Here is a 20,597-nt window from a genome sequence, read left to right as displayed (position 1 = left end):
CTCGTGCCGTCTCACCCCACCAGATGACGATTGGGCGCCCTGGCCGCCTCCTCGTACTCCGGTACGACCAGCACCTCCAGGCCCGCCCCGGTCAGCACGCCGGTCCCGTCGGCCGCCGTCACGAAGGTGTCCGGCTCGCGCCAGGCCGTCACGACCCGGCCCACCCCGGCGTCGAGGACCAGCCGCGCGCACGGCCGGGGCCGGGAGGCTCGGCGGGTGCACGGTTCCAGGCTGGTGTACACCGTGGCGCCGGGCAGCCGGGGGTCCGCGGGGCCAATCTTCGCGAGCGCCGCCTCCTCGGCGTGCACGACCGGGTCGCCGCCCTCCCGGGAATGGCCCCGGGCGAGTTCGGTGCCGTCCGCCGCCACCACCACCGCGCCGACGCTGAACGCCGTACGCGACGGCGGGCACCGCGCCGCCAGTTCGCACGCCAGGGCCAGCCAGTGGCGGTCGGCGGCCGAGGCGAGGGGGCCGGTGCCGGGGGCGGTGGGCTCGTAGCGCATGAGGACGACGTCCCCGACGGGCCGGGTCTCGACCAGGCGCAGGCGTCCGGACGGATAGCGGCCGGGGCCGAAGAGACGGGGGGCGGACGGGTCGCCCACGAGGAGCGGGGCCAGGACGAGCTGGAGTTCGTCGGCCAGGCCGTCCAGCAGGAGTTGGGTGTGGACCGTGCCGCCGCCCTCGACCATCAGGCGGCGCACCCCGCGCTGGTCGTGCAGATGGCGCAGCAGCGCCGGCCAGTCGAGCGTGTCGCCGAGCGCGACCACGTCGGCGGCGACGGGCCTGCCGGCGAGGCGCCGGGCGCCCTCGGCCGTCGTGAAGACGACCTTCTCGCCGCCCGTGTGCCAGAAGTTGGCGTCCGGGTCCAGGTCGCCCGAGCCGCTCACCGCGACCTTCAGGGGGTACTCCGGCTTCCCGGCCGCCCGCCGGGCCGCCCGCCGCTCGGGGGAGTTGACCAGCAGCCGCGGGTTGTCGGCGCGGATCGTGCCGGCGCCGACGAGGATCGCGTCGGCGGACGCGCGCACCTCGTCGACCCGGTCGAAGTCGGCCGGGCCGGACAGCAGGAGGCGCTCGGGACCGGTGTCGTCCAGGTAGCCGTCGAGGGAGACGGCGGCGGACAGCAGGACGTACGGGTAGGGCATGGGCGCACTCCACCTCGGGCGGGCTTTAGGCGAAGCTACACCGGCGGCCGCCCGTCCCCCGCGTCCGGTGCGGTCCGGGACGCCGCCCCGCCCCTCCCCGCGGCGGGACCGCCGCCCCGCCCCTCCCCGCGGCGGCGAGAGCGTCGCGGGGAGGGGCGTGAGCGGTAGCAGGAGCCGTTGTCGGTGAGCACCCGCTCGACGGTGATCCCGGCCTGGGTGAAGAAGACGCGACGGTGATCCCGGCCAGGGTGAAGAAGACGTGGCTCCGCTGCCAGAGGCCGGTGGCGGTCTCCTTCTCCTCGTCGGTGAGGATGTCGCCGTAGGCGGGGCGGAAGTGGTCGTCGACGGCGGTGTGCGGGTAGCTGTGGCCCAGGTCGGGGCGGCCGTGGCGGGCGCGGGGGCGGGCGGGGTCGCGGTGTGCGGAGCTGCTGCGGCCGCCCCGGGCCCTGCCGTGGGCCTTGGGCCGCCGCCGTCGGGGATGTTGCCCGGCTTCTCGATGTCGACGTGGGTTCGCCGGTCCGGTCGGTGGGACGGCACGAACCGCCGGTCACCGGCGCGGGCGGGGACGGTGGCGCATCCGGTCCCGCGGATGGCGTACACTGGTGTCATACCGACGCGGGGTGGAGCAGCTCGGTAGCTCGCTGGGCTCATAACCCAGAGGTCGCAGGTTCAAATCCTGTCCCCGCTACTGAAGGCCCGGGGCCGGAATCCAGATCATGGATTCCGGCCCCGAGTCGTTTCCGCCGGCTTCTTCGCTCTCACCCGGTCGGCGCGCCCGGCTGGTCCCGTGCCCCGGTCCCGGGAACTCTGGACAGGTGCGGTGACCTGCGTGGTGGGAGAGGACAGTGCGGCCTGCGGAGGCAGAAGGAGAGCGGCCGTACGCCAGAGCCGGCGGCCAGGGCCCCGACGACCCCGTCCCTGACGACGACGCGCCCGGCGCGGGCCGGTCCGGCGACGCGCCCGGCAGGGACCGGTCCGGCGACGCGCCCGGCAGGGACCGGTCCGGCGACGCGCCCGACGCAGGCCGGTCCGGCGACGCGCCCGGCGCGGGCCGTCCCGGCGGGTCCTCCGGCGCGGGCCGTCCCGGCCGCGCCCCCCCCCCCCCCCCCCCCCCCCCCCCCCCCCCCCCCCCCCCCCCGTGCCCCCGGTACCCCCCGTGCCCCCCGCCGAGGAACGACCCGTCTCCCACGCCCCTACCATCGCCCGCGCCCTCCCCGCCCTGCTCCTCGTGATCGGCGCCTGCTACGACTACCTCACCCCCCGCGGCTTCACCGCCGCCCCCCTGTTCACCGCCGCCCCCCTGATCGCCGCCCCGCTGCTGTCCCGCCGCGCGACGATCCTCACCGGCGTCGCCGCCGTCATCCTGGGCGTCGCGCTGGACCTCGCGGCCGGCACCCTGCTGCACGTCGAGTCGCTCACCGAGCTGGTCACCGTGGCGACGGTGGCCGTCCTCGCCGTGCTCATCAACGCGCTCGTGCGGCGCAGCAACGCCCTCCTCGACTCGGCCCGGGAGATCGCCGAGGCCGCCCAGCTCGCGGTGCTGCCGGAACCGACGGAACGGATCGGCGGATTCGAGATCGCCGCGCGGTACGAGGCCGCGCAGGCGGACGCCTTCATCGGCGGTGATCTGTACGCGGTCCAGGACAGCCCGTACGGCATCCGGCTGGTGGTCGGGGACGTGCGCGGCAAGGGCATGGGGGCGGTGGCGGCGGTCGCGGTGGTCATCGGGGCGTTCCGGGAGGCCGCCGAGCACGAGGCGACGCTGGAGACGGTGGCGCAGCGGCTGGAGCGGGCGCTGGCGCGCGAGGGCACGCGGCGGGACGGGATCGACGCCGTCGAGGGCTTCACCACCGCCGTACTCGCCGAGATCCCGCACGGCGACGGGGTGGTGCGGATCCTCAACCGGGGCCATCCGCCGCCCCTGATGCTGTACGCCGACGGCACCGTGAGCCCGCTGTCCGCGCGCGACCCGGCGCTGCCGCTCGGCATGGGCGAGCTGGGCGTCTGGCCGGACCGCGCGGAGGAGTCCCGCTTCCCGGGCGGGGCGACGCTGCTGCTCTACACCGACGGCCTGTCCGAGGCCCGCAACGCGCAGGGCGTCTTCTACGACCCGGCGGCCCGGCTGGCCGGCCGCACCTTCGGCGGGCCGGGCGAACTGCTGTGCGTGGTGGCCGACGACGTGCGCCGGCACAGCGGGGGCGGGGCCACCGACGACATGGCCCTGCTCGCCGTCCGGCGCCCGTCACCGGGTGTGAGCGAACAAACGCCCTCCGCATAACAACTGACACACAGTCAGATACGGGAACGGTACTGAATGCCGGTCAACTCGCCCGGTTTTCGCCGTGCATGGCCTGTACGTCCGGGCGGGATTCGTTAATGATCAAGTGGAACGGCTTGGAAATCAGGCCCCGGTTCTATTAACGTCCGATAACGCAGCGCGGTCGTCCCAGCCGTCACCAGAGGCGGCTCCGTGCGCACGCGCCGAATCCCGCGCGGGGCCCTCACCGGCCGCACAAGGGAACCGGGGAACCACCACCTTGGGGTGAATCGGGCGTATGCCGCCGTACCAGTACGGCTTGATTACGCGCGTAGGAGACCTTCCTGCTCCGAACCCGTCAGCTAACCCGGTAGGCGAGAAGGAAGGAAAGGAGTACGCCCACGTGGCGTCCAACCGGCCTGTCCCCCCTGCCCCGTTCGTGCCGGGCCAGCGCACCGACGACAGCACCGACACGTTCGTCTACGGCGCACCGCGCGCCGACGAGGGCCCGTGGGAGGAGTGGAACCCCACCGCGGAGACCGTCCGTCCCGTACGCGGCCGGCACCGCGTCAGCAAGCAGCGCGGCGGCGGGCTCGCCCGCAGTTCCACCGTCCTCGGCGTCGGCGTCATCGCCGCGGTCGGCGCGGGCGGCATGGCCAGCGCGAACAGCGGCAAGCCGCCGGTTTCGATCTCCATGCCGGACCTGCCCTCCGTCGGCGCGCTGATAACCGACGACGACACCGGCTCCGAGACCACCGAGGCCGCCGGCACCCCGCTCAGCAGCCTCGGCACCACCGACGCGGACACCGCGGAAGGCACCACCGACGCCGGTGAGGCCCTGCGCGCCCGCATCATGGCGCAGGCCGAGCAGCAGCAGGAGCAGGTCGAGAGCAAGGCCGCCGCGGACGCCCTGGCCGCCGCCGAGAAGGCCGCCGCCGATGCCGCGGCCAAGGCGGAGAAGGAGGCCGAGGAGAAGGCCGCCGCCGCCAAGGCGAAGGCCGAGGAGGAGGCCCGCCAGAAGGCCGAGGCCGAGCGCCTCGCCGCGCTGGCCAGGCTGTACGCGCTGCCGACCTCCTCGTACACCCTCACCTCCACCTTCGGCCAGGCCGGTGCGCTGTGGTCGTCCGGCTACCACACGGGCCTCGACTTCGCCGCGCCGGCCGGCACACCCATCAAGGCCGTGCACAGCGGCACCATCACCGAGGCCGGCTGGAACGGCTCGTACGGCTACAAGACCGTGCTCACCCTCGACGACGGCACCGAGATCTGGTACGCGCACCAGTCGTCGATCGGCGTCAGCGTCGGTCAGCAGGTGACCACCGGTGAGGTGATCGGCCGCGTCGGCTCGACGGGCAACGTGACCGGGGCGCACCTGCACCTGGAGGTGCACACCGGCGGAGGCGGCGGCATCGACCCGCTGGCCTGGCTGCAGAGCAAGGGCCTCACCGTCTGACACGCCTCTCCCGGACCCGGTGGTCCTGACGCCCCCCGACGTCAGCGCCGCCGTTTCCGGCTGTCCGCCCCCGGGCGCTACGACCGGTAGGGGTTGTACGCGGGGTGGGCGGGGTGGGGCGCCGACGGCCCGTGCGCCGGTGCCCAGCCGTACACCGGCGGCATCGTCACCGGCACCGGCGGGGCGGTCACCCGGGCCGCGTACTCCAGCGCCGGGCGGGCGGTCTCCCGGCGGTGCCACAGCTCCCGCAGCAGCTCGCCCTCGCGCAGGGCGAAGTCCGCGCGGGCGCGGCCCCGGCGGGCCCGGTGCCGCAGGAAGGCCAGTGACGTGGCGTACGCCTCGTACTGCGCGACCGTCCGGGCGGCCGGTCTGCCCAGGTGGTGCCCGGCGTACTCGCGGGCCAGCCGGCGGGCCCGCATCGAGCCGAGGGCGAACGGCTCGGCGGGCGCGAGCCAGCCCGCGACGACATAGGCCGGGAGCTCCTCGCGGACGGTCCGCAGCTCCCGCTGCCGCGTCCAGATCACCAGCCAGGTCAGCAGCCCGAACGCGGGCACCATGAAGCCGCCGTACACCGCGAAGAAGCCGTAGTCGCCGAAGGTGGCCGAGCCGTTCCAGAAGGCGTGCATGCCCATCGCCAGCAGCAGTCCGGCCGGTGGCAGCAGGGCCCGGCGCAGCCGCTGGCGCTCCCCGGCGAGCGCGGCCACGCCGAAGCCGATGCCGGTGAGCACGGTGAACAGGGGGTGCGCGAAGGGCGACATCACGACCCGCACGAAGAAGGTCGCGGCCGTCACGGAGGCGATGCCGCTGTGGCCGGCGAGCTGGTCGGTGCCGAAGGCGGTGCCGAGATAGAGGATGTTCTCGGTGAAGGCGAAGCCGGTGGCGGTGACGCCGGCGATGACGACGCCGTCGAGGATGCCGGTGAACTCGCGGCGCCGGAAGAGGAAGAGCAGCAGGATCGCGGCGGCCTTCGCGGACTCCTCGACGACCGGGGCTATGACGGTGGCGCCCCAGGTGTCCGCACCGGCCGGGTCGGCGGTCGCGGTCGCTATCCAGCGGGTCGCGAAGCTGTTCGCGACGATCGCTATCAGCGCGGCCGCGCAGGCACCCCAGGAGAAGGCGAAGAGCAGGTTCCGCCAGGGGCCGGGCTCGACCCGGTCCAGCCAGCGGAAGGCGGCTACGAGCAGCGGTACGGGCAGCACCGCGAGGCCGAGGCCGACCAGGAAGCCCTCGGTGCCGGTCTGCTCGCGGACCAGGGCGAGGATCACCAGTCCGGACAGGGCCAGCAACGTGATCAGCGCGCCGTACCGCACCCACCGCCGCTGCCACCAGTGGGCGTGCCGCAGGGGGCCGCCGGGGGGAACGCCGGGATGCGTCGGGTACGGGGTACTGGTCACCACGGCATTGACCCTAACGAGGGAAGGTTCGAACAAGGGCAGGTTTTCCGGCTGACCGTCACACGCGGCGGAAGAGCAGGTCGTTCACCGCGTGCCCCTTGTCCAGCCCCTGGCCCTCGAAACGGGTGCGCGGGCGGAAGGCGGGGCGGGGGGCGAAGCCCCCGTCGGGCCGGGTGTTGTCGAAGGCGGGGTGCGCGGTGAGCACCTCCAGCATCTGCTCGGCGTACGGCTCCCAGTCGGTCGCGCAGTGCAGGAGGGCGCCGGACCTGAGGCGGCCGGCGGCGAGGGTGAGGAACTCCGGCTGGATCAGGCGGCGCTTGTGGTGCCGCTTCTTCGGCCAGGGGTCGGGGAAGAAGACGCGCAGCCCGTCGAGCGAGACGGGGGCGAGCATCTCGCGCAGCAGGATGATCGCGTCGCCGTTGGCCACCCGGACGTTGCGGAGGCCCGCCTGGTCGGCGAGGTTGAGCAGGTTGCCCTGGCCGGGGGTGTGGACGTCCACGGCGAGGATGTTGGTGTCCGGGTCGGCGGCGGCCATCTGCGCGGTGGCCTCGCCCATGCCGAAGCCGATCTCCAGCACGACGGGGTTGCCGTTGCCGAACAGCTCGGTGAGGTCCAGCACCCGCCGGCCGTCGATGTCCAGCCCCCACAGCGGCCACAGCCGCTGCAACGCGTCCGCCTGCCCCGCGGTCACCCGGCTCCGCCGGGGCTGGAAGCTCCGGATCCGCCGCTCGAAGTGCGAACCGGCGGGGTCCGCCCGGGGACCGTCCGGGAAGCGCGGCTCGCCCTTGGCCCGGGCAGGGCGGAAAGCGCCCTCAGGGGTGTGGTGGGGGGCTGCGGGGGTGTTCAGGGAGTCAGACACAGTGGGTTCGATTTTACGGGGTGCGGTCGCGGACGCGGCCGGGCCCGCACCCCGGGACGGCGGCCCCGGCCGCTCGGGCGGCCGTGCGGGGCGTGTGCCTCGACCGGCGGCGCGTACGGGGTTCGGGTCCGGGGTTCGGGTGCTGGGGCGGGTGACGGGGTTCGGGTCCGGGATTCGGGTGCTGGGGCGGGTGACGGGGTTCGGGCCGGTGATCCGGGTGTTCGGTCGGGTGACGGGGATCCGGGCGTGCGGGCGAGTGACGGGGCTCATGTGCGGCCCAGTGCGGTCAGTGCCCGGCGGGCCACCTCCCGGCCGATCGGCAGGGAGGCCGTCGCCGCGGGTGACGGGGCGTTCAGCACGTGCACGGCCCGCGCTCCCTCGCGGATCAGGAAGTCGTCCACCAGCGTGCCGTCCCGGAGCACGGCCTGGGCGCGTACCCCGGCCGCCGCCGGGACCAGGTCCTGCCCGGTCACCGCGGGCAGCAGCCGCCGCACCGCCTCGGTGAACGCGGGCTTCGACACCGAACGCCACAGCTCACCGCCCCCGTACCGCCAGTGCCGGCCCGCCATCCGCCAGGCGCCGGGCCAGGCCAGCGTCCGGGCCAGCTCGCGGGGCCGGACCACGCCCCAGCCGTAGCCCTCGCGGGCGAGCGCGGGCACGGCGTTCGGGCCGACGTGGACCCCGCCGTCGATGCCGCGCGTGAGGTGCACGCCGAGGAACGGGAACGCCGGGTCGGGGACCGGATAGACCAGGCCGCGCACCAGTCCGGGCCGCGCCAGCTCGTAGTACTCCCCACGGAAGGGGACGATCCGCATGCCGGGGTCGTCCCCGGTCATCCGGGCCACCTCGTCGCAGTGCAGTCCGGCGCAGTTCACCAGCACCCGCCCGCGCACCACGGCGCCGTCCGCGGTCCGCACGGCGACCCCCCGCTCCGGGCGCCGGTCGATGCGCAGCGCCCGCGCGCCGTAGCGGATCTCCGCACCCGACGCCTCGGCCAGCCGGTGCGCGACCGCGCCGAAGTCGCACACCCCGGTCGTCCCGACGTGTATCGCCGCGAGGCCGCGCACCTCCGGCTCGTACTCCGCGATCTGGGCCGCGACCAGTTCGCGCACCGGAATGCCGTTCTCCCGGCCGCGCTGCACGAGCGCGTGCAGCCGGGGCAGCTCCGCGCGCTCGGTGGCGACGATCAGCTTGCCGGTGACGGTGTGCGCGATGTCGTACTCGGCGCAGAACTTCACCATCTCCGCGGCGCCCCGCACCGCGTAGCGCGCCTTGAGGGAGCCGGGTCGGTAGTAGATCCCGCTGTGGATGACGCCGCTGTTGCGCCCCGTCTGGTGCCGGGCCGGGCCCGTCTCCTTCTCCAGCACGGTCACCCGCGTCCCCGGCGCGGCGCGTGTGATCGCGTACGCCGCCGACAGGCCGACGATCCCGCCGCCGATCACCAGCACGTCGCAGTCGTAGCCGCTCGCCCGCACCCGCACCACCTCCCGCTTCCGATAGTGCACTGCGCCACTGACAACGCCGCGAAACCCGCCGGCCTCCACCAGGGCGCGGCGAACCGCGTGAGCAGCCGCACACGGGCCCCCGCCCCAGGACGGCGCCGGCCGGGCGGACCCGGCCGGACCCCGCCCCTACGCCGGGGCCATCAGCAGGGGCCGGGCCCGCTCCCGCAGCTCCACCACCCGCGGCTCGTCCCCGTACGGTTCCAGCCGGTGCAGCAGGTCCCGCACGTACTCCGTGGTCCGGGCGGACGATATGCGCCCGGCGACCTCCACGGCCCGCACCCCCTGCGCGCACGCCGCGTCGAGGTTCCCGGACTCCAGTTCGGCGACCGCGGACACGACGAGGCGCAGCCCGTGCGAGCGGACGAACTCCTCCGTCGGCCTGGACAGCGCCTGCTCGGTGAACCGCCGCACCTGCCGCGGCGCCTTCAGGTCCCGGTAGCACTCCGCCGCGTCGGCGGCGAACCGGTCGTAGGAGTAGAAGCCGAGCCAGGACGGGTCGTGGTCGCCGTCGCGGGACCGCTCCAGCCAGCTCTCGGCCGCCTTCAGGGCCGCGCCGGCGGCCTGGGCGTCTCCCGCGCGCGCGTGTGCGCGGGCCTCGACGAGACGGAAGAAGCTCATGGTGCGGGCGGTGGCCAGCCCCCGGTTGCGCTCCAGCGCGGCCTGGGCGAGGTCGACGCCCTCGTCGCCGAAGCCGCGGTAGGTCGCCTGGAGGGACATCGATGCCAGGACGTAGCCCCCCAGGGGGACGTCCGCCGCCGCGCGGGCCAGGCGCAGCGCCTGGATGTAGTACCGCTGGGCGGCCTCCTGCTGGCCGGTGTCGAACGCCATCCACCCGGCGAGGCGGGTGAGTTCGGCGGAGGCGCCGAACAGGGCGCGGCCGACCTCGTCGGAGTACGAGCCGAGCAGCAGCGGTGCCGCCTCCACCCGCAGGCACTCCGGCACCATCGACGAACGCCAGTCGCCGCCACCGTACTTGGAGTCCCAGCGCCTGGCGTCCTCGGCGGCCTCGCGCAGCTTCTGCACGTCGCTGTGGCCGACTTTGTTCGGTGCGCCGGAACCTTCCGCCGGGTTCGCCTCGCGCGCGACCGAACCGTCGGCCGGGGTTATCAGCCATCGTGAGGCGGGCGTTGCGTATGCGCTCACTGCGAACGACCCGGCGAGCGACTGCCAGATGCCGCCGGAGCCGGCCCGGCGGCCGGCCAGGTCGAGGCGGTACAGCTCCGTCGCCGTCCGCACCGCCTGTCCGACGTCCCGGGGGAAGGCGAGACCGACCTCCGGCGCGGGGTCCGCGTCCGCCAGGCCGATCTCGTGCAGCGGCACCGGCCGGCCCAGCTTCTGGGCGATCGCGGCCGCGATGAGGTGCGGCGCGGCGCCCTGCGGCACCATGCCCTTCGACACCCAGCGCGCCACCGACGTCTTGTCGTAGCGAAGCGTCAGCCCGCGTTGGGCGCCTAGGTCGTTGACCCGCCGTGCGAGACCCGCGTTGCTGATTCCCGCGAGGGCGAGAACGGTGCCGAGCTTTTCGTTCGGCCCGCGTTGCTCCCTGGACATGCGCCACCCCTCGACACAGACGGCTGCCGCGATGGCATAACCACTCGGCATTCGTAAACACAGCGTAGTTCGCCGCATGCCAAGCGTTAAGGGGCATTGTTCCGGATGGCGGGATTGTGGTCCGTACGGAACTGCGCGCCCGGTACGCACAGTTGTGGTGTGCTCCCGCTGTGTGGCCGTGCGCCCGCCCGTGCGCTCTTCTCCGGCCACCGCGGGAGCGGTTCCATGGCTTCGCGTGGGTCGGCCCGCTGTACTGGACCAGTGGGCTGGGGGACACCGCCGCCTCCATCCCCGCGGGCGGCGGACCGGTCCGGGAGGCGAACCCCGCCTCCCGGACCGTGCGTGCGTGTGGCGGTGCGCAGAGCCTGTACGGAGCGTGCACGAAACGCATGCACGCGCATTTGCTCGACGTCGATTTGGCCGAAAAGCAACCCTGTCGGCTGTGGGTGAATCCCCGCCTCCACCATGGAGTTCGGGGCGCGTTGAGGGCCTTCGGGGGGCGTGTCGGGGGCGCATTCGCGTCGAAGTCCCCGGGGGCCCACCGCCGTTGGCATGCTTCGCAGCGCGTCGCCGGACGGCTTCCCGGGTATCCCCTGGGCATCCCGGGGTCGCGCGAGGCGGCGCGCGGGGCGCATTCGGGGGATCACAAGCGGCGCCGCCGCCGCTCCGCGGCGCGTTCTTCGTGGCAGCATGGTGAGCCGGTTCGTGCGGTGCACTGGTTGTCCACAGTCTGTGGAGGCGTCGATGCGGTGGTTGGTGGGGTGGAGCAGCACCGCCGCGGGAGCCGCCGAGATCGGTTCCGCGGGGGCGACCGGCCACGACGGCGAGACGCTGCACCCGGTCGGCTCCCAACTCCTGTGGGGCGACCCGGATCCGCTGTGGGCGGTCGGCGACTGGCGCCCCGACGAGGTGCGGCTGGTCACGGCCGACGCGCAGACCCGGATCGCCGTCCTCGGAATCTGCGGCGCGACCGACGAGGAACTGCGCCTGGGGCTGCTGACCGCGCGCGGAGGGGCACTTCGCCATCTGACGGCCTGGCCGGGCAGCTACACGGCGGTCGTCCAGGCCGGCCGGCGCATCACCGTCTGCGGCGATCTGGCGGGCGCCCGGCCGGTGTTCCACACTCCCTGGGCGGGCGGCACCGCCTACGCGACCGCCGCGCTGCCGCTGGCCGACCTCGTCGAGGCCAACCTCGACTTCGGGCACCTCGCCGCGGTGCTGGCCGCCCCCGACGTGCCGGCCGCGCTGCACGACTCCACCCCCTACGACGGCGTACGGCGCATTCCGCCGGGGCATGCGCTCATCCTGCGCGCCGGGGCGCGCGAGGTCGCCGGGTACGAGCCGGTCGCCTCCCTCGCCGTCGCCGCCCCGCCCGCCGACCCCGACCACGCGGTCGACGCCGTCCGGGACGCCCTCGTCGAGGCCGTCCGCGCCCGCCTCGCCGCCCCCCGGCACGTCCCCGGCGCCGACATCGACCCCGGGCCGGTCCCCGGCATGGGCCCCGCCGAACGGCGTGCCGCGCGCGGGATGCCGGTGCCCGGCATCGGAGCGGACCTGTCCGGCGGGCCCGCCTCGGGAACGCTGGCGCTGCTGGCGGCCGGGCTGCCGGGCACGCCGGGCACCGTCCTGGGACACGGCACGGGCGCGGGCGAGCGGCTGCTGGCGGTCACCTTCAACGACCTGGCGGTGGGCGGCCGGGAGGCCGAGCTCCAGCGGGCGGGCGCGCTGGCCGCCGACCCCCGCTTCCACCACGTGGTGGTGACGGGCGGCGAGGAGACCCTGCCGTACGCCACCCTCGACGGCGCCCTCACCGACGAACCCGGCCCCAGCCTGGTCAGCGCCGTCCGGCACCGCGCCCGGCTCGCCTCCGGCAGCGCGGACCACCTCACCGGCTACGGCGCCCGCCAGGTGCTGGACGCCCACCCCGCCCGCCTCGCCGACCTGCTGATGGACCGGCAGCGGCGGCACCTGGTCCGTCCGGTCGCCGCCCTGGCCAAGGCCGACGGCTCGGTACTGGTCCCCGCGCGCGTGTACGCGGCGGCACGGCGGCTGGCCCGCACCCCGTACGGCTCCGGACTGGAGGGCCTCGCCGAGCGGCTGCTGCACAAGCGCTTCGAGGAGCCGGGTGGCGCGGTCGGTGCCTCGCTCGCCGCGCTGACCTGGGCCAGACCGGGACCGGCGGCGCGCTGGCTGACGGGGGAGGCACTGGCTGAAGTATCGATTCGCTTGCAGGGGTCGGCCCATCGCTCCGGCGCCGGGCTGGGACCCGGCCAGCGGCCGGGCGACTTCCGCGCGCGGGCGGCGCTCGCGCGCACGGCGGCGGACCTGCGGGTACTCGAACAGGCCGCCGAGATCCGCTTCCAGCGGCTGCACGCGCCGTTCCTCGACAACCAGGTCGTCCGCGCCTGCCGCGCCCTGCCCGAGGCCCTGCGGGTCCAGCCCGGCGCCCGCGCGGCGATCCTGCGCACGGTCCTGCGAGGGGCCGGCATCACCGACCTCCCACCCGGCTGGGGCGCCCCCTCGCAGGCGCCGGCGGCGGCCGCCGCGCGGGCCGGGCTGAGGGTGGCGGTCGACTCCCTGATGGCGCTGTTCGACACGCCCCTGCTGGCGGAGGCGGGCCTGGTCGAGGCCCGGGTCGTCCGCAAGGCACTGCGCGCGGCCACCCAGGGCGAGCCGCTGCCCCTGGACGGCCTGGCGGACCTGGTCTCCCTGGAGCTGTGGCTGCGGCGGCTGCTGGCCCGGCGGGGCACCTGCTGGACCGGGACACCCGCCCGCGCGCGTGCGGTGCCCGCGGGGATCGCTCCGCGTCGGGGGGCCCTGGCGTCCGGCGCGTGACGGACACGCGCAGGTGAACGCGGACTCCGCCGGCGTCGAGCCCGAAGAGCTGGGCGGCCTCGCTCGGCGACTCGTCCTCGACCCCGGTGTGCCACGGCACGGCCTGCCGGCGCACCGGCAGCGAACGGAACGCCCGCGTGGCCGGGGACTGCCCGGCCGCGTGCACGGCGCGCACGTCCGCCCCCAGGCCCAGGGTGTCGGTGCCGGACACCGCGCGGGTCTTCGCCCGTGTGCTGCGGGCGGTACGCGGCGCCCGCGGCCCCGAGTACGCCGTACGGGCCTGTCCGGTCCTCGGAGGCCCGGCCGGCCTGCGCGGCGAACACCGCGAAGCCGTCCCGCGATGAGCGTTGACGGGCGGGACGGGTCTCACCACCGTCCGGAGCGTGGCCGCTTACGGGGCGCACTCCGCCCGGCGCGAGCACCTGGCCGGTCAGCCCCCGCCGCCTGCCCAGTCCGTGCCGAACAGGGGTCGGGCTGCCGCAGCGGCCGGTGCCCGGAGGCGGTCGCGCGGACCGTCCGCCCGTCCGTGGCGTGCTCTCGCGAGCCGGTGCCGGTGCTCAGCCGTCCGCGACCGGACACGGGTGAGGACGGGCCGGTGCGGGCACGGACGCCGGGACGGCGGCCGCGCCCACGCCGGCCCGCACCCACCGTCACACCGGCCGCGACCGCAGACCCTCCAGGAGGATGTCCAGCAGCCGCGCCGAGGCCGCCGCCTGCTGCGCCGCGTCCGGCAGCGGGGGCGCCGCCGTCGCGATCACCAGCAGGACGTCCGAGACCGACACGTCCGGCCGCAGCTCACCCGCCGCGCGCGCCCGCTCCACGAGCCGGCCCACCACGTCGAGCAGGGCCGCCGCCCCGGCGTCGCCCTCGGCTGCCGCCGACGCCTCCGGCACCAGCCGCAGCTCACCGGCGCCCGGCTGCGTCCGCTGCTGCGGCACGCGCGCCGCGTCGCCCTCGTCCTCCTCGGCGACACCGACGCGCAGCACCTGCGGCGGCAGCAGGCGCCCGGCGCCGGACGCCACCGACGTGCGCAGGAAGCGCGACAGGGCCGACCAGGGCTCGTCCTCCTGGCCGAGCGCCGCCCGGGCCTGGTCGGTCAGCCGGGAGGTCTCCTCCTCGGCGATCCGCCGCACCAGGACGTCCTTGCTCGGGAAGCGTCGGTAGACCGTGCCGACGCCGACCCGCGCGCGGCGTGCCACGTCCTCCATCGGCGCGCCGTACCCCAGCTCGCCGAAGACCTCGCGCGCGGCCCGCAGTACATGTTCGAGGTTGCGCTGTGCGTCCACCCGCAGCGGCGCGGTCCGCGGGCCGTCCCCGCGTCCGTTGCCCGCCGCCGCGGCGACCGCGCCACCAGGGGCGACGGCCGTCACGGTTGACCAACGAGAGTCCTGAATATGCATACGAATTCCCCCGGTAATGACGTCTCCCCCCGGAGACACTCCCCGCACAGGTGGTCGGAGGGCGCGGGGAACAGGCCCCTACCGTGACCCGGCCCGCCGGCCGCCGGGCCCGCCCGTCGCGAACCCCGAAAGCCGACGAGCGCATCCCCCTACACCCCGTCGACACACGAACATAGTTGAGAGACAGTCAATTCAGAAGGGGCACGTTCCGCACGGAGCGCCCCCCGATCGGCGTACGGGTCGTATACATCCCCATCACACCCCCTCGCCCCACCCGGCTCACACCCGCTGACCTGCGCGGCTCCCGCACACCGGGCCGTTTCGGCCAACCATGGGCGCGCTCCCAGCCCGGTCACACACATCGCCGGGGCTGTGGACAAACGGAAGCGCCGGGTGCGTCATGGGACGGTGAAGGAACGTGCGCGCATTCTCGTTGTCGGTGGCGGCTACGTCGGGATGTACACGGCCCTGCGCCTGCAGCGCGGACTGCGGCGGGAACTGCGCCGGGGCGAGGCCGAGATCACGGTCGTCACGCCCGACCCCTACATGACCTACCAGCCGTTCCTCCCCGAGGCGGCCGCCGGTTCCATCTCCCCGCGCCACGTCGTCGTGCCGCTGCGCCGGGTCCTGCCCGACTGCCGGGTGATCGTGGGCGAGGTCCGCTCCGTCCGGCACGCCGAACGCCTGGCCACCGTCACCACCCTCGCCGCCGAGGACGGCGCCCCCACGGAGCGGCTGCCGTACGACGAACTGGTGCTCGCCCCCGGCTCGGTCGCGCGCACCCTGCCCGTCCCCGGCCTCGCCGACCACGGCATCGGCTTCAAGACCGTCGAGGAGGCCATCGGCCTGCGCAACCACGTCCTGGAGCAGCTGGACATCGCCTCCTCCACCCGCGACCCCGCCCTGCGCGACGCGGCCCTCACCTTCGTCTTCGTCGGCGGCGGCTACGCCGGCGTCGAGGCGCTCGGCGAGCTGGAGGACATGGCCCGCCACGCCACCCGCTACTACCACAACGTCGGTCCCGAGGACCTGAAGTGGATCCTCGTCGAGGCCTCCGGCCGCATCCTCCCCGAGGTCGGCGAGGACCTCGGCCGCTACACGGTCACCGAGCTGCGCCGCCGCAACGTCCAGGTGCTGCTGGAGACCCGCCTGGAGTCCTGCGCCGACCGGGTGGCGGTGCTCAGCGACGGACAGCGGTTCCCCACCCGTACGGTCGTCTGGACGGCCGGCGTCAAACCCCATCCGCTGCTCGCCGCCACCGACCTGCCGCGCACCGGCCGGGGCCGCCTGAAGTGCACCCCGGAGCTGGCGATCGAGGGGCACGCGCACGCGTGGGCCGCCGGTGACGCCGCCGCCGTCCCCGACGTCACGGCCGCCCCCGAGACCACCGCCGTCACCGCCACCGCCGCACCCGGCTCGCCCGGCGCATCGCGCCCGGAGTGCGCCCCCAACGCCCAGCACGCGCTCCGCCAGGCGAAGGTGCTCGGCGACAACATCGTCCACTCCCTGCGCGGCGAGCCCCTGGAGACGTACGCCCACAAGTACGTCGGCTCGGTCGCCTCCCTCGGGCTGCACAAGGGCGTCGCCCACGTCTACGGGCACAAGGTGAAGGGCTACCCCGCGTGGGTCATGCACCGGGCCTACCACCTGAGCAGGGTGCCGACCGTCAACCGCAAGGCGCGCGTACTCGCCGAATGGATCCTCGCGGGCCTCTTCAAGCGGGAGGTCGTCTCCCTCGGTTCACTCGAACACCCCCGAGCGGAGTTCGAACTCGCGGCCGGGGGAAAGCCTCCTTACGACCCGAAGGGGTCGACCTGACCCTCCCGAGGAACTCTCGCGGCCACCCCGGCGTCTGACGGATGTCGACCCGGTCGGCCACCCTGTCAGACTGGTCCGCGCGTCAGGGCGGACCGCCGCCCACCCTGCCCACCGAACCCACGAGGCTTTTCCCCAGTGCTGCACTTCCCAGGGGTCGTGACGAGCCACCGCCGCGCCACCCCCCGGGGGACCGGGCCTGGTCCGGAGCCGGTCGACGACGACTACACGAGGCAAGGATTCGTGAACTTCACGCGCTGGAGCGCCCGGCTCCCCGGAACGCAGCGTCGCGCAGCAGCGCGGACCGACCCGGCGGTCACCCATGACCGCCGGGGGGACGGCTCCGTCCCCGCGGCCCGCGCCGAACACCTGACCGACGACGCCCCGCCGGCCCCCGCCGTCGACGAACTGCCGGTCCGCGCGGTCCTCGAACGCGTCCCCGCCCTGGTCGCCCTCGTCCACGGCCCCGACCACCGCCTCGCCTACGTCAACGACGCCTACGCCACCGCCTTCGGCGGCCGCCCGGCGGGCGAACCGGCCGGCGAGGCCCTCCCCGAGCTCCGCGACCTGGGCCTGCTGCCCCTGCTCGACCAGGTCCTGCGCAGCGGCAAGCCCCGCACGGTCAAGTCCCGCAAGGCCCCCGACGGCCGCTGCTACACCTTCACCTGCACCCCTGTGGCCGACGGCGACGGAGCGGGCGTCCTTATCTTCGCCACCGACGTCACCGACCACGCCGAGGCCGCCGAACGGCTCAGAGCCAGCGAACGCCGCCAGCGCGAGACGGCCGTCACCCTCCAGCGCTCCCTCCTCCCCCAGGAGCTCGAACAACCGGACGACCTGCGCATCGCCGTCGCCTACCAGCCGGGCGGCACGGAGACCGCCGTCGGCGGCGACTGGTACGACGTGATCACCCTCGGCGGCGGCCGCACCGCCCTGGTCATCGGCGACGTCATGGGCCGCGGCGTCCGCGCCGCGGCGGTCATGGGCCAGCTCCGCACGGCCGTCCGCGCGTACGCCCGCCTCGACCTCCCCCCGCACGAGATCCTCCAGCTCCTCGACGGCCTCGCCACCGAGATCGACGCCAACCAGATCGCCACCTGCGTGTACGCCATCCACGACCCGAACGAGGGCCGGCTGGTGTACGCCTCCGCCGGCCACCTCCCCATCCTCGTCCGCGACGAGCACGGCACCGTCCTGCGCGCCGACGAACCCACCGGCCCGCCCCTGGGCACCGGCGGCTGGATGCACGCCTCGGGCTCCGTCCCCCTCGCCCCCGGCTCCACGGCCGTCCTCTACACGGACGGACTGGTCGAACGCCGGGACGCGGACCTCGACGAGGGCATCGAGGCCCTGCAGCACGCCCTGGCCGGCGCCACGGGCACACCCCAGGTGATCTGCGACCGCCTGCTCCGCTCGGCGGGCGTCACCGCCGGCCACGACGACGACGTGGCCGTCCTGGTCCTCCAGCACCCGGCCCGCACCGGCATCGACGGCGACCTCTTCCGCAACGCCGCCCTGGAACTGCTCGGCGGCGTCGAGGCGGCTCCCCGCGCGCGTGCCTTCGCCTCCGGTGTCCTCACCAGCTGGCGCTTCCCGGCCGACCTGCACGACCTGGGCGTGCTGGCCGCCAGCGAACTCGTCGCCAACTCCCTCCAGCACGGCACCCCGCCCATGCGCCTGCGTCTGCGCCGCACCGACCGCCGCCTGATCATCGAGGTCACCGACGGCGACGACCACCTCCCACGCCGCCGCCGCGCGGAACCGGGCGACGAGTCGGGCCGGGGCATCGCGATCGTGGCGACGATCGCCTCGGCCTGGGGCTGCCGGAGAACCCCCGGCGGTGGGAAGGCGGTGTGGTGCGAGTTCGCACTGCCGAACAAACCGTCGTGAGGACACCGCCGAGGGCCGGCTCCTACTAGGCCTCCGCCGGCACCGGCTCCGCGGCCCCGCCCCGCGTCACCACCCGGCTGCGCGCCGCCCACGGCTGGTCCTGCGCCTCGGTCAGCCGCCGCCCCAGCCGCACGGCGAGGACGGTGATCCCCAGCGAGAACAGCAGGAACGTCACGATGTACGGCGCGTGCAGCGAGGCCCCCATGGGCCCGCCCACGGCCGGCCCCACGGCCAGTGCCAGCTGCTTCACCAGCGCGAAGGCGGAGTTGTACTGCCCCGCCATGCCCTTCGGAGCGAGATCGGCGACCAGCGGGGCCACCGTCGGCGACAGCATCGCCTCACCCAGCCCGAACAGCGCGTAGGTCGAGACGAAGGCGGCCGTCGCCATCTCCCGGCTGCCGTGCCCGAGTCCGGCGTATCCCGCGGCGACCCACGCCACGGCCCAGATCAGCCCCACCGCGGCGATCACCCGCGACCGCCGCCGCCGCTCCACGAACCTCAGCACCAGGAACTGCGCCACGACGATCACCGCGGTGTTCGCGGCCAGCGCCGTCCCGAGCGCGGACGTGGAGACCCCGGCCGCCTCGACGCCGTACGCGCTGAGCCCCGACTCGAACTGCCCGTAGCAGGCGAAGAACAGCACGAACCCGAGCACGCACAGCTGCACCATCGCCCGATTCCGCAGCAGCTGCTTCCAGCTGCCCCCGGCGGCCCCGGCCGCCGCCGGCGTCTCCTCGATCCGCGGCGCCCGCGGCATCCGCACGCTCGCCAGCACCGCGACCAGCAGCAGGAACATCGCCGCCTCGATCGCGAACAACAGCGTGAACGACGACACCCGCGTCGCGTCGACCAGGTGCCCTCCGATGAGCCCGCCGACCCCCAGCCCCAGGTTCTGCAGGAAGAACTGCGTGGCGAACGCCCGCGACCGCGTCTCCGCCGACGAGCAGTCAACGATCATCGTCGCCAGCGCGGGCTGCAACACGGCCTGCCCGGCACCCAGCGCGGCCGCCGACGCCAGCACGGCGGTCGCGTTGCCCGTGAGCCCCAGGCTCAGCGCCCCGGCGGCAGCGGTGACCAGGGCGGCGAGCAGCACCGGCAGCGAACCCCGCCGGACGAGGGCCCGCCCGGCGAACGGCAGCACGATCAGCGCGGCAACGGCGAAGACGGCGAGGACGAGCCCCGCCGTCACGGCCCCCAGCCCCCGCACCTGCGCCACATAGACGTACAGGTAGGGGACGGTGAAGCCGAGCCCGAAGGCGCTGAGTGCGTTACCCACGTGGACCCGGTGCATCGCTGCGCCCATCGCCCTGGTCACGTTCACCTCTTCCAAGATCGTGCAGCTCCAGTGGTTAGACGTGAAGACTTCGAAGCTAAATTTCAATACTAAAGAGTACACATAGAAGGACTTCAACGCCAACGACCCTCGTGCCATACTTCGACCCATGGGCGACACCCCCGGCGTCACCGAGCCGACCCTCGAAGAGCAGATCGCCGCCTACCAGCGCGAGTTCCAGGACCTCGACCCCCAGGTCGAGAAGATCGTCTCGGCGCTGTCCCGGCTGAACCGCCGCATGAACGTCGCCTACGGCCGCCAGACCGCCGACCTCGGCATCAGCAACGCCGACTGGGAGGTCCTCAAGGCCCTCGTCCTGTCCGGCGCCCCCTACCGGATGGGCCCCGGCGACCTCGCCAAGCGCCTCGGACTGACGCCGGCCGCGATGACCCACCGGATCGACCGCATGGTCGGCGAGGGACTGGTGACCCGGGAGCGGGACGAGAACAACCGCGTCCGGGTGATCGTGGAGCTGACGTCGGAGGGCCGTGAGAAGTGGCTCGCGGCGATGCGGCTCGCGTCCGTCTTCGAGGAGGACCTCCTCCAAGACCTCTCCCCGGACGAGCGCACGACCCTCGGCGAGGTCCTGACCAGGCTCCTGCGCCGGGTCGAGCACGCCCAGCCGGACGCCGGCGGCCGCCTCAGCGACCTCGACTGACCGGGGCCGACGGCTCCTCACAGGGGAGTGGACGGGGCACGGACAGAAGATGGACGAGGGATGCTTGACAGCGCCCCCGCCCGATCCGTAGAGTTCTTCGGGTTGCCGCGGAGCCGTAACGGTTCTCCGGCCGCACCTCCCGCCGCGAGAGCGGCACACCACACCACAGCGCGATCTCCTGACGGGGTCAGTTCCGGCGCGCCCGGAATTGAATTCCGCCGGGAATCGGCGACCCGGTCGACTCGATTGGGAATCGCCGAGCGGATCCGCTAGGGTTTCGGACGTCGGAACGGCTTAACGGCCGGGAAGACGCACCCCGCTGACTGGGAATCAGGCCGAAAAGGTTCTGATAGAGTCGGAAGCGCCGGAAAGGGAAACGCGAGAGCGGGATCCTGGAAAGCACCGAGGAAATCGGGTCGAGTGAAGATCTGATAGAGTCGGAAACGCAGGACCGAAGGGAAGCCCGGAGGAAAGCCCGAGAGGGTGAGTACAAAGGAAGCGACCG

Annotated in this window: 14 protein-coding genes, 1 tRNA gene, 1 pseudogene and 1 riboswitch; of the genes and pseudogenes, 8 read left to right on the top strand and 8 right to left on the bottom strand. The window is 74.5% G+C overall.

The genetic code is table 11. The features are described 5' to 3' along the window. Nucleotides 1-11: 11 nt before the first annotated feature. Both ACFF45_RS17635 and ACFF45_RS17630 read right to left on the bottom strand, forming a co-directional pair. On the bottom strand, nucleotides 12-1,142 hold the full coding sequence (locus ACFF45_RS17635) for a dihydrofolate reductase family protein (RefSeq protein ID WP_381347032.1): 1,131 nt from the start codon (nucleotides 1,140-1,142) through the stop codon (nucleotides 12-14). A gap of 155 nt (nucleotides 1,143-1,297) precedes the next feature. Continuing rightward, a pseudogene (locus tag ACFF45_RS17630) lies at nucleotides 1,298-1,688 on the bottom strand (hypothetical protein); the annotation flags it as partial. A 68-nt stretch (nucleotides 1,689-1,756) separates the two neighbouring features. Between ACFF45_RS17630 and ACFF45_RS17625 the strand changes: the two are divergent. From ACFF45_RS17625 to ACFF45_RS17615, 3 genes are all read left to right on the top strand, one after another. Continuing rightward, a tRNA-Met gene (locus ACFF45_RS17625) sits at nucleotides 1,757-1,830 on the top strand. Between the two features lie 468 nt (nucleotides 1,831-2,298). Beyond that, nucleotides 2,299-3,420 carry a PP2C family protein-serine/threonine phosphatase gene (locus ACFF45_RS17620; RefSeq protein WP_381347031.1) on the top strand — a complete coding sequence of 374 codons (1,122 nt, stop codon included), beginning with the start codon at nucleotides 2,299-2,301 and terminating at the stop codon, nucleotides 3,418-3,420. Between the two features lie 191 nt (nucleotides 3,421-3,611). After that, a riboswitch (cyclic di-AMP (ydaO/yuaA leader) is annotated at nucleotides 3,612-3,790 on the top strand. 12 nt (nucleotides 3,791-3,802) lie between these two features. Continuing rightward, entirely contained in the window at nucleotides 3,803-4,852 is a 1,050-nt protein-coding gene (locus ACFF45_RS17615; protein WP_381347030.1) for a M23 family metallopeptidase, read from the top strand. Between the two features lie 77 nt (nucleotides 4,853-4,929). Here ACFF45_RS17615 and ACFF45_RS17610 read toward each other — a convergent pair whose 3' ends face one another. The 4 genes from ACFF45_RS17610 to ACFF45_RS17595 form a co-directional block, all read right to left on the bottom strand. After that, a complete protein-coding gene (locus ACFF45_RS17610; RefSeq protein ID WP_381347029.1) occupies nucleotides 4,930-6,249 on the bottom strand; it encodes a PrsW family intramembrane metalloprotease in 1,320 nt (439 codons plus the stop codon). 55 nt (nucleotides 6,250-6,304) lie between these two features. Then, nucleotides 6,305-7,105, bottom strand: coding sequence for a tRNA (guanosine(46)-N7)-methyltransferase TrmB (gene trmB, locus ACFF45_RS17605; protein ID WP_381347028.1), 801 nt, complete (start codon nucleotides 7,103-7,105; stop codon nucleotides 6,305-6,307). A gap of 266 nt (nucleotides 7,106-7,371) precedes the next feature. Then, nucleotides 7,372-8,610 carry an L-2-hydroxyglutarate dehydrogenase gene (gene lhgD / locus ACFF45_RS17600; protein WP_381347027.1) on the bottom strand — a complete coding sequence of 413 codons (1,239 nt, stop codon included), beginning with the start codon at nucleotides 8,608-8,610 and terminating at the stop codon, nucleotides 7,372-7,374. Nucleotides 8,611-8,736: 126 nt separating this feature from the next. Next, a complete protein-coding gene (locus tag ACFF45_RS17595; RefSeq protein ID WP_381347025.1) occupies nucleotides 8,737-10,161 on the bottom strand; it encodes an NsdA family TPR-like regulatory protein in 1,425 nt (474 codons plus the stop codon). A 744-nt stretch (nucleotides 10,162-10,905) separates the two neighbouring features. Here ACFF45_RS17595 and ACFF45_RS17590 point away from each other — a divergent pair. Both ACFF45_RS17590 and ACFF45_RS17585 read left to right on the top strand, forming a co-directional pair. After that, nucleotides 10,906-12,996: an asparagine synthase-related protein gene (locus tag ACFF45_RS17590; protein WP_381347023.1), complete on the top strand. Its 2,091-nt coding sequence runs from the start codon at nucleotides 10,906-10,908 to the stop codon at nucleotides 12,994-12,996. Between the two features lie 200 nt (nucleotides 12,997-13,196). Continuing rightward, the gene (locus ACFF45_RS17585; RefSeq protein ID WP_381347022.1) at nucleotides 13,197-13,340 is read left to right on the top strand and encodes a hypothetical protein; all 144 of its coding nucleotides are present in this window, start codon (nucleotides 13,197-13,199) and stop codon (nucleotides 13,338-13,340) included. A gap of 306 nt (nucleotides 13,341-13,646) precedes the next feature. Here ACFF45_RS17585 and ACFF45_RS17580 read toward each other — a convergent pair whose 3' ends face one another. Then, on the bottom strand, nucleotides 13,647-14,396 hold the full coding sequence (locus ACFF45_RS17580) for a TetR/AcrR family transcriptional regulator (protein WP_381347021.1): 750 nt from the start codon (nucleotides 14,394-14,396) through the stop codon (nucleotides 13,647-13,649). 456 nt (nucleotides 14,397-14,852) lie between these two features. On the opposite strand from ACFF45_RS17580, the gene ACFF45_RS17575 reads away from it, so the two are divergent. Both ACFF45_RS17575 and ACFF45_RS17570 read left to right on the top strand, forming a co-directional pair. Next, nucleotides 14,853-16,214, top strand: coding sequence for an NAD(P)/FAD-dependent oxidoreductase (locus ACFF45_RS17575; protein ID WP_381347147.1), 1,362 nt, complete (start codon nucleotides 14,853-14,855; stop codon nucleotides 16,212-16,214). Between the two features lie 240 nt (nucleotides 16,215-16,454). Continuing rightward, the gene (locus ACFF45_RS17570) at nucleotides 16,455-18,101 is read left to right on the top strand and encodes an ATP-binding SpoIIE family protein phosphatase (RefSeq protein ID WP_381347020.1); all 1,647 of its coding nucleotides are present in this window, start codon (nucleotides 16,455-16,457) and stop codon (nucleotides 18,099-18,101) included. Nucleotides 18,102-18,126: 25 nt separating this feature from the next. Here ACFF45_RS17570 and ACFF45_RS17565 read toward each other — a convergent pair whose 3' ends face one another. Next, nucleotides 18,127-19,404 (bottom strand): MFS transporter, encoded by a 1,278-nt coding sequence (locus ACFF45_RS17565; RefSeq protein WP_381347146.1) that lies wholly within the window; start codon nucleotides 19,402-19,404, stop codon nucleotides 18,127-18,129. A gap of 139 nt (nucleotides 19,405-19,543) precedes the next feature. Here ACFF45_RS17565 and ACFF45_RS17560 point away from each other — a divergent pair, with 139 nt between their 5' ends. Next, a complete protein-coding gene (locus tag ACFF45_RS17560) occupies nucleotides 19,544-20,092 on the top strand; it encodes a MarR family winged helix-turn-helix transcriptional regulator (RefSeq protein ID WP_381347019.1) in 549 nt (182 codons plus the stop codon). Nucleotides 20,093-20,597: the final 505 nt, after the last annotated feature.

Source organism: Streptomyces cinereospinus (assembly GCF_042430725.1).
Lineage (GTDB): Bacteria > Actinomycetota > Actinomycetes > Streptomycetales > Streptomycetaceae > Streptomyces > Streptomyces cinereospinus.
This window is presented reverse-complemented; position numbering and strand designations above follow the sequence as displayed.

Excerpts from the sequence above, each read along its gene's own strand:
- ACFF45_RS17575 (WP_381347147.1), top strand. The coding sequence starts at position 14,853 with ATGTACACGGCCCTGCGCCTGCAGCGCGGACTGCGGCGGGAACTGCGC.
- ACFF45_RS17635 (WP_381347032.1), bottom strand. The coding sequence starts at position 1,142 with ATGCCCTACCCGTACGTCCTGCTGTCCGCCGCCGTCTCCCTCGACGGC.
- ACFF45_RS17590 (WP_381347023.1), top strand. The coding sequence starts at position 10,906 with ATGCGGTGGTTGGTGGGGTGGAGCAGCACCGCCGCGGGAGCCGCCGAG.
- ACFF45_RS17560 (WP_381347019.1), top strand. The coding sequence starts at position 19,544 with ATGGGCGACACCCCCGGCGTCACCGAGCCGACCCTCGAAGAGCAGATC.
- ACFF45_RS17565 (WP_381347146.1), bottom strand. The coding sequence starts at position 19,404 with ATGGGCGCAGCGATGCACCGGGTCCACGTGGGTAACGCACTCAGCGCC.
- ACFF45_RS17595 (WP_381347025.1), bottom strand. The coding sequence starts at position 10,161 with ATGTCCAGGGAGCAACGCGGGCCGAACGAAAAGCTCGGCACCGTTCTC.
- ACFF45_RS17580 (WP_381347021.1), bottom strand. The coding sequence starts at position 14,396 with ATGCATATTCAGGACTCTCGTTGGTCAACCGTGACGGCCGTCGCCCCT.